General features: G+C 71.4%; 13 protein-coding genes. 3 read left to right on the top strand and 10 right to left on the bottom strand.

The window, feature by feature from the left end; genetic code table 11:
* Positions 1 to 1,341 (bottom strand): MATE family efflux transporter, encoded by a 1,341-nt coding sequence (locus ACFY2Q_RS14035; protein WP_387130112.1) that lies wholly within the window; start codon positions 1,339 to 1,341, stop codon positions 1 to 3.
* Between the two features lie 196 nt (positions 1,342 to 1,537).
* Here ACFY2Q_RS14035 and ACFY2Q_RS14030 point away from each other — a divergent pair, with 196 nt between their 5' ends.
* The gene (locus tag ACFY2Q_RS14030) at positions 1,538 to 2,464 is read left to right on the top strand and encodes a hypothetical protein (RefSeq protein WP_387130111.1); all 927 of its coding nucleotides are present in this window, start codon (positions 1,538 to 1,540) and stop codon (positions 2,462 to 2,464) included.
* 602 nt (positions 2,465 to 3,066) lie between these two features.
* Here the strand turns inward: ACFY2Q_RS14030 and ACFY2Q_RS14025 are convergent.
* The 9 genes from ACFY2Q_RS14025 to rimP form a co-directional block, all read right to left on the bottom strand.
* Entirely contained in the window at positions 3,067 to 3,276 is a 210-nt protein-coding gene (locus ACFY2Q_RS14025; protein WP_387130360.1) for a DUF6186 family protein, read from the bottom strand.
* Entirely contained in the window at positions 3,276 to 3,683 is a 408-nt protein-coding gene (locus tag ACFY2Q_RS14020; RefSeq protein ID WP_387130109.1) for a hypothetical protein, read from the bottom strand. Before ACFY2Q_RS14020 ends, ACFY2Q_RS14025 begins: the two co-directional genes overlap by 1 nt.
* Positions 3,684 to 3,755: 72 nt before the next feature.
* The gene (locus ACFY2Q_RS14015; RefSeq protein ID WP_387130107.1) at positions 3,756 to 4,814 is read right to left on the bottom strand and encodes a bifunctional oligoribonuclease/PAP phosphatase NrnA; all 1,059 of its coding nucleotides are present in this window, start codon (positions 4,812 to 4,814) and stop codon (positions 3,756 to 3,758) included.
* Positions 4,811 to 5,299 (bottom strand): 30S ribosome-binding factor RbfA, encoded by a 489-nt coding sequence (rbfA, locus tag ACFY2Q_RS14010; protein ID WP_387130105.1) that lies wholly within the window; start codon positions 5,297 to 5,299, stop codon positions 4,811 to 4,813. Before rbfA ends, ACFY2Q_RS14015 begins: the two co-directional genes overlap by 4 nt.
* Positions 5,300 to 5,425: 126 nt before the next feature.
* Positions 5,426 to 5,722 (bottom strand): DUF503 domain-containing protein, encoded by a 297-nt coding sequence (locus ACFY2Q_RS14005; protein WP_387130103.1) that lies wholly within the window; start codon positions 5,720 to 5,722, stop codon positions 5,426 to 5,428.
* A gap of 91 nt (positions 5,723 to 5,813) precedes the next feature.
* Positions 5,814 to 8,828, bottom strand: a complete 3,015-nt coding sequence (gene infB, locus ACFY2Q_RS14000) for a translation initiation factor IF-2 (protein WP_387130102.1) — start codon at positions 8,826 to 8,828, stop codon at positions 5,814 to 5,816.
* 93 nt (positions 8,829 to 8,921) lie between these two features.
* Positions 8,922 to 9,254 (bottom strand): YlxR family protein, encoded by a 333-nt coding sequence (locus ACFY2Q_RS13995; protein WP_387130100.1) that lies wholly within the window; start codon positions 9,252 to 9,254, stop codon positions 8,922 to 8,924.
* Positions 9,255 to 9,270: 16 nt separating this feature from the next.
* Positions 9,271 to 10,314 carry a transcription termination factor NusA gene (nusA, locus tag ACFY2Q_RS13990; RefSeq protein ID WP_387130099.1) on the bottom strand — a complete coding sequence of 348 codons (1,044 nt, stop codon included), beginning with the start codon at positions 10,312 to 10,314 and terminating at the stop codon, positions 9,271 to 9,273.
* Entirely contained in the window at positions 10,311 to 11,033 is a 723-nt protein-coding gene (gene rimP, locus ACFY2Q_RS13985) for a ribosome maturation factor RimP (RefSeq protein ID WP_387130098.1), read from the bottom strand. The genes nusA and rimP overlap by 4 nt, the downstream gene beginning before the upstream one ends.
* A 154-nt stretch (positions 11,034 to 11,187) precedes the next feature.
* Here rimP and ACFY2Q_RS13980 point away from each other — a divergent pair, with 154 nt between their 5' ends.
* Together ACFY2Q_RS13980 and ACFY2Q_RS13975 are read left to right on the top strand one after the other, a co-directional pair.
* On the top strand, positions 11,188 to 11,715 hold the full coding sequence (locus ACFY2Q_RS13980) for a hypothetical protein (protein ID WP_387130096.1): 528 nt from the start codon (positions 11,188 to 11,190) through the stop codon (positions 11,713 to 11,715).
* Positions 11,712 to 12,149, top strand: coding sequence for a ferritin-like domain-containing protein (locus ACFY2Q_RS13975; RefSeq protein WP_387130095.1), 438 nt, complete (start codon positions 11,712 to 11,714; stop codon positions 12,147 to 12,149). Before ACFY2Q_RS13980 ends, ACFY2Q_RS13975 begins: the two co-directional genes overlap by 4 nt.
* Positions 12,150 to 12,177: the final 28 nt, after the last annotated feature.

Raw genomic sequence — 12,177 nt, 5'->3', positions numbered from 1 at the left:
TCAGCGGACCGCGCCGGTGACCGCCCACCTGCCGTTGCGCAGGCGCAGCAGCAGGGCGACCAGGCGGATCACCACGAACAGGGTGAGCCCGGCCCAGATGCCGCCCAGCCCCAGGTCGAGCCCGTAGGCCAGCCAGATGGCCGGCAGGAAACCGCCGAGCGCCGCCACGATGGTGAGGTTGCGCAGGTAGGCGACGTCGCCGGCGCCGATCAGCACGCCGTCGAGGGCGAACACCACCCCGGCCAGCGGCAGCATGACGACGAACCACGGCCAGGCCACCATGGCCTGCTCGCGTACCTGCGGGTCGGCGGTGAACCACGACGGTACGACGCCGGCGCCGGCGGCGACGAGCAGCGCGAACGCGACGCCGCAGATGCCGCCGAGCAGCCCGATGCGGCGGGCCAGCGCCCGCGCGCCCGCGTCGTCGCCGCCGCCGAGTGCGGCGCCCACCAGGGACTGCGCGGCGATGGCAAGCGCGTCGAGCACCAGCGCGGTGAAGAACCAGAGTTGCAGGGCGATCTGGTGCGCGCCGACGGCGGCGGCGCCGAAGCGGGCGGCGACGGCGGTCGCCGAGAGGAAGCTGGCCTGGAATGCCACGCCGCGGATCAGCAGGTCCCGGCTGAGCACCAACTGCTGGCGGATCACTCGGGGCCGGGGGCGTAGCGATACCCGCTCGGAGACCAGTGCCACCGCAAAGAGCACCCCGCAGAGCGTCTGCGCGATGACGTTGGCGATCGCCGATCCGATCAGGCCCAGCCCAACGGGATAGACAAGCAGCGGGCAGAGCACCGCGGAGAGCAGGTTGGGCCCGAGCACGAAATACAGCGGGCGGCGAGTGTCCTGCACGCCGCGCAGCCAGCCGTTGCCGGCGGCGGCGAGCAACAGGCCGGGGGCGCCCAGGGCCGCGATCCGCAGCCAGTGCGCGGCGGCGTCGGCAACCTCACCACCACCGCCGGCGAGGGTACGCGCGAGTGCGCCGCCGCCGAACTGCATGCCGACCGCGATCAGCAGCCCGACGCCGAGCGCCAGCCAGGACGACTGGACGCCCTCGGCCACGGCCGCCCCTCGGTCGCCGGCGCCGAAGCGGCGGGCCGAACGGCCTGTGGTGCCGTAGGCGACCACGGTGCCGACCCAGGCGGTGAGCGTCATCACTGTGCCGCCGACGGCGAGCGCGGCGAGTGGCACCCGGCCGAGGTGCCCGACGACTGCCGTGTCGACGAGCACGTAGAGCGGCTCGGCGGCGAGCACGACGAGGGCCGGTAGGGCGAGTGCGGCGATCCGGCGCGGCGAGGCTGTTCCGTTGGGGGCCGTCGCGACGCCGGTGGAGGCTTGTTGGCTCATCGGCGCCGATCCTGGCACGACCCCTGTAAGGAGCGCAAGAGCAATGGACGCTTACGGATCTCTCACTTGATGGGAACAACGAGGCGGGCCAAGCTGTCGGGGCCGACTGTCTGGGGACCCCACTTGCGCCGGTCACTACCCTGATCGGGACTCCCACGCACGTGGTTCACATTTTTAGACACCGATAGGGCTTACATTGAGCAACGGTTACCCCCCGTACGAAGGGCAGCAACCAGACCCCAACGTCACACCCTGGAGCGGGCCGCCAGCCCCGCAACAGGGCGGTGGCTACCCCCCCTACGAGCAGCCACCGGCGGCGCCGCAGTACGGCGCCCCGGCGCCGCAGTATGGAGCCCCGGCGCCGCCATATGGGCCCTCGGCGCCCCAGTACGGCGTCCCTGTTCCGCCGCCGAAGAAGTCGAACAAGGGCCTGATCATCGGGCTGGTCGCCGGCGCGGTGGTCCTCGTACTCGCCATCTGCGGCGCCGGAATCGGCCTCGTGATCGCCTATGGCGACGACGAGGAGCCCGGGACGACTGTCGCATCCGGCAGCCCCGCCCCCGGCACCGACGCCAGTCCGGACGCGGCGGCCTCCCCCACGCCCGCCGAGTCGGGCCCGCCGGCCGACAACAACTCGATGACGGCCCGCTACTCCAGCGACCTGTCGAACGTCTGCGAGGGCAGCCAGATCCTGAACGCGGCCCCCTACAGCGGACCGTCCGGCGCCAAGGCGTACACGTTCTCGAACAACCCTGACCGGCCGACGTTCTGGTCGTCGAAGTACGTCGCCTCGAGCAAGCCCTACTACGCCAAGAGCGACGAGTACGAGAAGGTCTCGGTCGTCGGCTGCCTGAAGTTCGAGGAAGGCAGCCAGGGCACGCCCAGGAAGTGTCAGTACAAGGACAGCGCCCAGAAGCAGGTCACCGTCGACTACATCTCGTCGCGCTACACCCTGACCTTCTACGCGGCCAAGACCGCCGAGAAGATCGGCGACGGCGGCACCGTGACCGCCCCGGCGAGCCGGTGCCCGAGCGTCATCTCGTACGACAAGAGCACCATGAAGGCATACGCGGCGCCGGACTCCGGAACCATCGAGGCCGCCCTGGACAAGTTCCTGTCCTGAGCGACTTCTGCGGGGCGGCCGGGGAGGACGGGACACCGGCCGCCCCGGCCGTCTTTTCGGCTGGTCGTCGAGCGGATCAGAGCTGTCGAGCAGCTCAGAGCTTCTGGGCCGAGGGTGCGGTCACCTCGGCGGAGCTGCTGGGGATGGCGCCGATCATGGGCGGCCACCGGGGTTGGGACATCACGCAGGACAGGCGGTGACGACGTCGACGTGTCACGTCGACGTCGTCACCGCCTGTCGCATCGGGTCACTGACGGGTGTCCATAGAGGTCTGGAGTGCGCGGCGAGCCTGCTCGCGGGCGTCGTCGGTGGTCTCCGGCTTGGGCTTGTTCGGCATGGTGGCGCTCCTTCCAGGGTGCGAGCCGCGACAACGGCGGCCCTCACGGGCGGTCGTACTGCGCCCCCACGACGGTCCGGGGTTACCGGAGCAGCCGGCTGGCAGCGTGAGCCCGGGTCGGTCCGACCCTGGAGGGAGGCAGCGCGAGGTGTGGCACCACAGCCCATGACCTGCACCGCAGCGCGCTGCCGGTCGCCTCCCAAGTTATCGTTCAGGTCCACATGCTGCTTACGGTTCCCACCATATGGGCACCCGCCGACCCGGCTCAACGGGCCAGGAAGTGCCACCCTAGCCACCACCAGAACCCGAACAGACCGATACGGCCCACCGGCACCGGGCCGACCTCATAGCGCATCACATATGCGCAGACCTCGCCCAGAGTGGGGATCCGGGAACCCTCCCGCCGAGCCAGCCACTCGACCACGGCGAAGAGCACCAGCGAGGTGAGGAAACCGCCGATCGCCAACGCCCGCATCATCGCCGCACCAGCCCCCAGAACGCGGCCAGCCAGGCGAACCAGGCCGCCGACCGGGTCAGATTGTCCTCCAGCAGCGGATCGGCCAGCCGGGAGAACGTGGGAAAGTCGTCACCGACGGCAAGCACGAAGGTGGCGCCCTCGAAGACGCCGAAGATCACCACCGGCAACGCCCACCAGGCCGCTCCCGCACCCAGCCGGCGCGGCGCCGGCCGGCGCGGCACACGGTTGCTCAGACCGAGCCAGATCAGCACCCCGCCGGTGCCGAGCGTGTAAAGATTGGCCTCGGTCGAGAACGACGCGAACCGCCCACCGACGAGCGACAGGCAGACGAGAACCGGGACGGAGACGGCAGGCCGGTCCCAGACTCGGGGGGCCTCCATGGTGAGGTCGTGCGGCTGGTCCATCCCGCAATTCTTCCCGGTCATACGGAGTGTCGAAAGACCAACACCCCCCGGAACTGACCCTGATCTTCGCAGTCAGGCGGCGGTGTCGATCAACGCCGCGCCCAGTTCGCCACGGATCGCCTCGACCACCTGCTCGACGGTGCCCCGACCGGTGAACCCGGCCGCGAGGCGGTGCCCTCCCCCACCCAGCGCGACCGCCACCCGGCTGACGTCGACAGCGCCCTTGCTGCGCATCGACACGGCCCAGTCGCCGGTCGAGGTCTCCTTCAGCACGCAGCTCACGTCCGACTCAGCGGTGCAGCGCACCGAGTCGATGAGCGCCTCCAGCACGTACGGCCGCTGCTCGTGGCGGGCCAGGTCGTCCAGGGTGGCGAAGGTCCACACCAGCCCACGCCCATCGGCCGCCGCCGGCTCCAACCGAGCCCTGCCGAGCACCTCGCCGAAGAGCCGGACCGCCCCGAAGGGCCGGGTGTCGAAGACCCGCCGGGAGATATCCCCGGGTGAGATGCCGGTGGCCAGCAGGCGGGCGGCCAACTGGTGCACCGCCGGGGTCGTCGCCTCGAACCGGAACGAGCCGGTGTCGGTTGTCAGCGCCACGTACAGGCACTCGGCGACGGCCCGGTCCAGCGGCACGCCGAGCCGGGTCAACAACTGCTCGGCGACCACGGACGTCGCCGCGGCCTTCGCGTCGACCAGGTTGACGGTGCCGAAGCCGGGGTTGGAGGCGTGATGGTCGAGCACAAGCGACGAGCCCGCCGCCGTCAGGCGACCGGCCAACTCGCCGAGGCGCGACTCGCTCGCCGCGTCGAAGCAAATCACCAGATCCGGATCAGGGTCCGCTGCACTCGCCGGGACCAGCAGATCCTGGCCGGGCAGACCCCGCAGCGGCTCGGGCACCTCCGGCGGCCCGGGAAAGGTCGCCTGCAACAGGTGTACGCCGAACCGGCGCAGACCCAGACCGAAGCCGAGCATGCTGCCCAGCGCGTCGCCGTCCGGGTTGATGTGACAGATCAGCAGCACCCGGCCGGTCGGCGGGAGGCCACGGATCAGCGCCTCGGCCGCAGCCCAGTCCGCCTCGGCGGGGCCGGCGCCGATCGCGGTGGCGAGTTGGGTGCCGGCGGCGCCGGTCACCGCGCTTCCCCACCCCGAGGGGTGTCCGGGACCTCGTCGGCCTCGTCGGCCTCGTTGTCGTCGTCCTCGTCGTCGACCCGGTACGGCTGCGGCTCGCCCGCGTACTTCGCCTGGGCGGCGAGGCGCTGCACCTCGGCGTCGGCGTTGCGGGCCGCCGCGAGCAGGTCGTCGATGTGCTTGACCTGGTCCTGCACGTCGTCCAGGACGAAGGTGAGCGTCGGCGAGTGCCGCAGCCCCAGCGCCTTGCCGACCGTGCTGCGCAGCAGCCCCTTGGCGCTCTCCAGCGCCGCCGCGGTGTCCGCCTGGGCCACCGCGTCACCGAGCACCGTGTAGAAGACCGTCGCCTCGCGCAGGTCAGCGGTGATCCGGGCGTCGGTGATCGTGATCATGCCGAGCCGCGGGTCCTTGATCTGGCTCCGCACCACCGACGCGACCAGCTCACGCACCCGTTCAGCGTGCCGGCGTACCTTGGCCGGATCAGACATCTCGCCACCTCCACGGCGTCCTGCTCCCGGACGGCACGGCGGCCTGGAGCCGCCGGCCGACCGGCCAACATCTCGAACATTACCTTCGTGGCCCGCACCGGTCGCCCGGCACCGTCGGCACCCTTGTCAGTCGTCGTCCACGCCGTACAGCCGGCGTCGGACCGACAGCAGGTCGATCTCGGGGCGAGCGGCCACCAGATGCTCGCAGGAGTCGAGCACCTCGCGGACGTGCGCCGCCTCGGCGGCCACCACGGCCACCGCTATCTGCGCCCGACCGTGCAGGTCGAGCGCACCCACCTCGGCGGCCGAAACCTCGAAGCGGCGCAGTGCCGCCACGATCGGCCGTACATATGATCTCTTGGCTTTGAGCGACCGGGAGTCGCCCGGCAGCAGCAGGTCGAAGACCGCGGTTCCGGTGAACATCGCCCCGGACGATACCCGTAATCCACCCCGCATGATCAAGGGGTTTACGCCTGTCAGGCGTAAACCCCTTGATCAGCGTGTCACTGCCGGATCAGGCGCGAGCCTTCTCCCGCATCTCGAAGGTCTCGATGACGTCGCCGACCTGGACGTTGTTGTAACCACCCAGGGTCAGACCACACTCGAAGCCCTCGCGGACCTCGGTGGCGTCGTCCTTGAACCGCTTGAGCGAGGTGATCGTGAGGTTGTCCGCCACGACCGCCCCGTCCCGAAGCAGCCGAGCCTTCGCGTTGCGTCGGATGATGCCCGACCGGACGATACAACCGGAGATGTTGCCGATCTTGGACGAGCGGAAGACGTCGCGGATCTCCGCGCTGCCCAGCTCGACCTCCTCGTACTCCGGCTTGAGCAGGCCCTTGAGCGCTGCCTCGATCTCCTCGATGGCCTGGTAGATGACGGTGTAGTACCGGATCTCCACGCCCTCGCGGTCGGCCATCTCACGGACCTTGTTGGAGGCCCGCACGTTGAAGCCGATGATCGTGACCGGCTCGGACGAGGCACTCGCGAGCATGACGTTGCTCTCGGTGATCGCGCCCACGCCTCGGTCGAGGACCTTGAGCTGGACCTCCTCGGGGATGTCCAGGTTGAACAGCGCGTCCTCCAAGGCCTCCACCGAACCGGAGACATCGCCCTTGAGGATGAGGTTGAGCGAGGTCTTCTCGCCCTCCTTGAGCTGCTCCATGAGCGTCTCAAGGGTGGCCCGACCACGGGAGTTGGCGAAGGACGCCGCCCGCCGCCGTGCCTGCCGCTGCTCGGCGATCTGCCGCACCGTGCGGTCGTCCGCCGCAGCGAGGAACGTGTCACCCGCGCCGGGCGGCGCGGTCAGACCCAACACCATGACCGGACGCGCCGGCCCAGCCTCGGTGAGCTGGTTGCCGTTCTCGTCGAGCATGGCCCGGACCCGGCCGTGCGCCCCACCGGCGACGATCGAGTCGCCTGCCCGCAGGGTGCCCTTCTGCACCAGCACCGTCGCCACCGCACCGCGGCCCTTGTCCAGGTGCGCCTCGATGGCCACACCCTGCGCCGGCCCGTCGATCGGAGCGGTCAGCTCCAACGACGCGTCGGCGGTCAGCAGGACAGCCTCGAGCAGCTCCTCGATGCCGATGCCCGGCTTGGCTGCCACGTTGACGAACATGGTCTCGCCGCCGTACTCCTCGGCGACCAGGCCGTACTCGGTCAGCTGCTGGCGAACCTTGTCCGGGTTGGCATCCGGCTTGTCGACCTTGTTGACCGCGACCACGATCGGCACGTCGGCCGCCTTGGCGTGGTTCAACGCCTCGATCGTCTGCGGCATCACACCGTCGTCGGCCGCGACGACCAGGATCACAATGTCCGTGACCTGGGCACCACGAGCACGCATGGCGGTGAACGCCTCGTGACCCGGGGTGTCGATGAAGGTGACCGCCCGGTCCTCGCCCTCGTGCGGGACGTGGACCTGGTACGCACCGATGTGCTGGGTGATGCCACCCGCCTCACCGGCCACGACGTTCGCCTTACGGATCGCGTCGAGCAGCTTGGTCTTACCGTGGTCGACGTGACCCATGACGGTCACCACCGGCGCACGGCTGACCAGACGCTCCTCGGCCACCTCCGCGTCGAGGTCGATGTTGAACTGCGCGAGCAGCTCGCGGTCCTCGTCCTCCGGGCTGACGATCTGGATGTCGAAGCCCAGGTGCTCACCCAGCAGGTGCAGGGTGTCGTCAGAACAGGACTGGGTCGCGGTGACCATCTCGCCCAGGTTGAACATCTCCTGGACCAGCGAACCCGGGTTGGCGTTGATCTTGTCGGCGAAGTCGGACAGCGAGGCGCCACGGGAGAGCCTGACGACCTGACCCTGACCCCGGGGAGCACCCGAGCTCATGGTCGGAGCCGACAGGTTGTCGAACTCCTGTCTGCGCTGCTTCTTGGACTTGCGACCGCGCGTCGGCCGACCACCCGGACGCCCGAAGGCACCCGCGGCGCCGCCGCCACGGCCACGACCACCCGCACCCGGGCGACCGCCACCACCGGAGGGAGCACCCGGACGGAAACCGCCACCGGGAGCACCGCCACCGCCGCCGGGACCGCCACGGTAGCCACCGCCACCGCCGGCACCCGCACCGCCACCGGGGCCGCCGCGGTAACCACCGCCGCCACCACCGGCACCGCCGCCGGGACCACCACGGAAGCCACCGCCACCGCCACCGGGACGACCCGCGCCGCCACCGGGGCGACCAGCGCCACCGGGGCCGGGGCGACCGGCAGCCGGACGCTGACTCGGCATGGACGCCGGGCTGGGCCGCGGCGGCATGGAGTTCGGGCTCGGCCGCGGCGGCATGCCCGCCGGGCTGTTCGGCCGAGGGCCACCCGCACCGGCGGCCGGGGGCCGCTGCTGCTGGCCACCCTGGATGCCGAACGGGTTGTTACCGGCACCGCGCGCCGGCGGACGACCGCCCGGCCGGGCACCCGGACCGGGAGCCGGGGTGCTCGGACGAGCAGCCGGCGAACCGGGACGGGGCGGCATCGCCGCGGGACCCGGCCGAGGACCGGGCCGGTTGCCGTCGGCCGGAGGCTCCCGGCGGACGTTGTCCCGCTGCTGCTGACGGGCGGCCTGCGCGGCCTTGACCGCGGCCTCCTGCTCAGCCTTCAACGCGGCGGCACGCGCCTCCGCGGCCGCCACCTCGATGTCGTGGGCACTCGCCGGCTTGGCGACCGGAGCCGCCGACTGCGGCGCACCGGGCACCGGACCCTTGGGCTTCGGACCGGGTGCCGGCGCGGCCGGCCGCCGAGGCGGCATCGGCTTGGCCGAGACCCGGGGCGCGCCCGGGGTCGGGGACGGCGTGGGACTCGGGGTCGATGCCGGCGCCGACGCAGGCGCCGACGAGGCGGCCGGCGCCGGGGCACCGGCGGACGCGACGAATGCGTTACGCAGCCGACGGGCGACGGGCGCCTCGACGGTGCTGGACGCGGACTTCACGAACTCGCCCATTTCCTTCAACTTGGCGAGAACGGTCTTACTCTCGACCCCGAGCTCTTTTGCAAGCTCGTGAACGCGGGCCTTGCCTGCCACTGCACTCCTCACTCCGAGGTCGTGCGGGCAGCACCCGCAGCGACCTCACTCGTGCACTTGAAGCCTGGTCATTTCAGGGACTTCATCGTGTGCTCATGTCGGTCGTCCTACCCTGCTAGCGACCCTCGCCCGATCGGGATGACCGGACGTAGTGGTTGGCGCATCGACGTGCTCTGCCAGCACACCGTGGTCGAGGACCTCGGTGATGCGCAGCGCTCGCCCGAAGGCGCGGCGCCGCACCGCCAGCGCGAAGCAGGCCGGATCCGGGTGCATGTTCGCTCCCCGACCCGGCAGCCTGCGGAGCGGATCAGGCCGGAGGCTGTAACCAGCCTCGTCTCCGATCGCGACAACCCGCAGCAATTCGCTGGCCGGCGCACGTTTCCGGCAACCCACACAGGTGCGCTCCGGTTGCGCGCGTCGTACCACTGGAGGAAGTCTACCCCTAGCTGCCCGAGATCGCGCCGCCCGGCTCCGGTACCTGATCAGCTCCGCCACGCGCGGCCGGCGCGGCCTGCTCCGCGTCGGAGCGGATGTCGATCCGCCAACCGGTCAAACGGGCAGCAAGGCGGGCGTTCTGCCCCTCCCGGCCGATGGCGAGGGAGAGTTGGAAATCCGGAACGGTCACCCGGGCGGCCCTGTTGGCCAGATCCACCACCTCGACCCGCAGCGCCTTGGCCGGCGACAAGGCGTTGCCGACGAAGGTGGCCGGGTCGTCCGACCAGTCGATGATGTCGATCTTCTCGCCGTGCAGCTCACTCATCACGGCACGCACCCGCTGACCCATCGGGCCGATGCAGGCGCCCTTGGGGTTCACACCGGCGGTGGTGGAGCGTACGGCGATCTTCGTACGGTGACCTGCCTCACGGGCGATCGCGCCGATCTCCACAGTCCCGTCGGCGATCTCCGGGACCTCCAACGCGAACAGCTTCTTGACAAGCGCCGGATGCGACCGGGACAGGGTGATCTGCGGCCCGCGCATGCCCTTGGCCACGTGCACCACCACGCAGCGGATCCGCTCGCCGTGCGCGTACCGCTCGCCGGGCACCTGCTCGGACTGCGGCAGCACGCCCTCCAACTTGCCCAGGTCGACGCTGACGATGCCCTTCTCGATCCGGGTCTCGTGCGCCTGCACCACACCGGTGACGAGGTCACCCTCGCGGCCCACGTACTCGCCGAAGTGCACCTCGTCGGTGGCCTCCCGCAGTCGCTGGAGGATCACCTGCTTCGCGGTCATGGCGGCGATCCGCCCGAAGTCGTGCGGGGTGTCGTCCCACTCCCGCACCAGGCTGCCGTCGGCGTCCATCTCCTGCGCGTACACCAGGGCGGCGCCCGACTTACGGTCGATCTCCACCCGGGCATGCGGCTCGGCGCCGTCGGTGTGCCGGTAGGCGGTAAGCAACGCGGTCTCGATCGCCGCGAGAATCGTGTCGAACGGGATCTCCCGCTCGCGCTCGAGTGCGCGCAGCGCCGCGAGGTCGATGTTCACCTCTCCTCGTCCTCCACATCATCTTCGTCGTCGATGTCGTCTGAATCGTCGATCTCGTCCGAGTCGTCCACGTCGTCGATCTCGTCGTCGTCCGGCTCGCCCAACTCGGCGAGGCGGGTGAACTCGACCTGCACCCGGCCCGGCCCCAACTGGGCGTACGCCCAGGAGTCCCGGCCGGCGTCGGTCTCCAGCTGCACGGTCTCGTCGTCGGCCCCGACCACCCGGCCGGTCAGCTGGCGGTCCCCGGAGGGCTGCTCACCGCGCTGGCCGGGCAGCGCGGCCGCGCCCCGGACGGTGACCTTGACGAGCCGGCCCACGTTGCGCCGCCAGTGCCGGGGCAGTGTGAGCGGCCGGTCCACACCCGGCGAGCTGACCTCAAGCTGATATTCCCCGGCGAGGATGTCGCCGCTGGCCTCCTCGGCCGCGTCCAGGGCGGCCGAGATCGCGCGGGAGACGACGGCTACGGCGTCCAGGTCGATCCCGCCGTCGGTGTCCACGATCACCCGCACCACGTGCCGGCGACCGGCCCGGGAGACCGACAGGTCCTCCAGGTCGTAGCCCGCGTCGTTGACCACCGGCTCAATCACGGCCCGCAGCCGGGTGCGTCGCGCGGCGAGATCACCGCCGCCGCGCGGGCCGGCGGTGTCGCGCGGGCCACGGGAGCCCGCGGTGTCGCGGGGTCGACCCGTCGACCTGGTGGCACGGCCACGCTGTGTCATCTCCGCACCCTTTCACTGGTCGACTGGGACGCTTGTCCCGCCATGCCGGCACGCCACCGGAGCGGACGCACCGGCGGCTGCGCAGAGCGTAACGCGCCCGCCGGTCGCCGGGCCGGGCGGCGCACCGACGCCGGTGACCCCCGGAGCGGCGCGGATGGTGTTGACTTGCCCGGTGGGGAACGGCAGAGCGACGCAGCGCGACCATTCATCCGGACATTCCCGGCGAAACCTCCTGCGCGCAGGAGCACTTGTGGCATTCGGCGCCGGCACGGCCCCGCTGGCCGGCTGTGATCTTTTCGATCGCGACGACGAGCCGACGCCGGCACCGGACCCGCTGCGACCGATCGTCGACGAGTCACTCGGCCTGGCCGCGGCGTACCGGGAGAGCGCCGTGACCCACCCGGACCTCGCCGGCCGCCTCGACCCGATCGCCGAGACGCACACCGCGCACGCCACCGAGCTCGCCCGGGTCATCGGCGTCCCGCTCCCCTCCGCGCCCGCCGTCGCACCGAGCACCACCCCGGCGACCGACGCGGCCGGCACGCTTGCCGCCCTCCGCGCGCTGGAGAAGACCGCCCAGCAGTCCGCCACCGCCGCCTGCGCGTCCGCCCCAGCGGAACGCGCCGCGCTGCTCGGCTCCATCGCCGCCGCGCGGGCAACGCACCAGGAGGCACTGAAGTGAAGCAGCCGACCGCCGCGGAGGCACTCGCCACCGCTCTCTCCGCCGAGTACGCGGCCATCTACGCCTACGGGCGCATCGGCGTCCGGCTCACCGGGGCGGCCCGCGACGCCGCACGCCAGGCCGAGGCCGCGCACCGACGCCGGCGCGACGCGCTCGTGGTGCAGCTCAGCACCACCGGCGGCACCGTGCCGCCGGACCGGGCCGGGTACGCGCTGCCGTTCGCCGTCACCGACCGGGCGAGCGCGCTGCGACTGGCCGTCGACGTGGAGGAGCGGACCGCGGCGCACTGGCGGGCCGCGCTGGCCTCCACCACCGGCGCCGACCGCGACCAGGCGCTGGCCGCCCTCGTCGAGTACGCCGTACGCGCCACACGGTGGCGCAAGACCGCCGGTGTCACCCCGCAGACTGTCGCTTTTCCCGGTCGCCCGAGCTGAGCCGGATCCGCTCCGGTTGCGGTATGGG

It is taken from the genome of Micromonospora sp. NPDC000316, assembly GCF_042898885.1.
GTDB lineage: Bacteria > Actinomycetota > Actinomycetes > Mycobacteriales > Micromonosporaceae > Micromonospora.
The sequence above is the reverse complement of the archived record's forward strand: the minus strand, read 5'-3'. Positions and strand labels throughout refer to the sequence as shown.

Excerpts from the sequence above, each read along its gene's own strand:
- ACFY2Q_RS14005 (WP_387130103.1), bottom strand. The coding sequence starts at position 5,722 with ATGTTCACCGGAACCGCGGTCTTCGACCTGCTGCTGCCGGGCGACTCC.
- rimP (WP_387130098.1), bottom strand. The coding sequence starts at position 11,033 with ATGACACAGCGTGGCCGTGCCACCAGGTCGACGGGTCGACCCCGCGAC.
- ACFY2Q_RS14035 (WP_387130112.1), bottom strand. The coding sequence starts at position 1,341 with ATGAGCCAACAAGCCTCCACCGGCGTCGCGACGGCCCCCAACGGAACA.
- rbfA (WP_387130105.1), bottom strand. The coding sequence starts at position 5,299 with ATGTCTGATCCGGCCAAGGTACGCCGGCACGCTGAACGGGTGCGTGAG.
- ACFY2Q_RS13980 (WP_387130096.1), top strand. The coding sequence starts at position 11,188 with ATGGTGTTGACTTGCCCGGTGGGGAACGGCAGAGCGACGCAGCGCGAC.
- ACFY2Q_RS14020 (WP_387130109.1), bottom strand. The coding sequence starts at position 3,683 with ATGGACCAGCCGCACGACCTCACCATGGAGGCCCCCCGAGTCTGGGAC.
- ACFY2Q_RS14025 (WP_387130360.1), bottom strand. The coding sequence starts at position 3,276 with ATGCGGGCGTTGGCGATCGGCGGTTTCCTCACCTCGCTGGTGCTCTTC.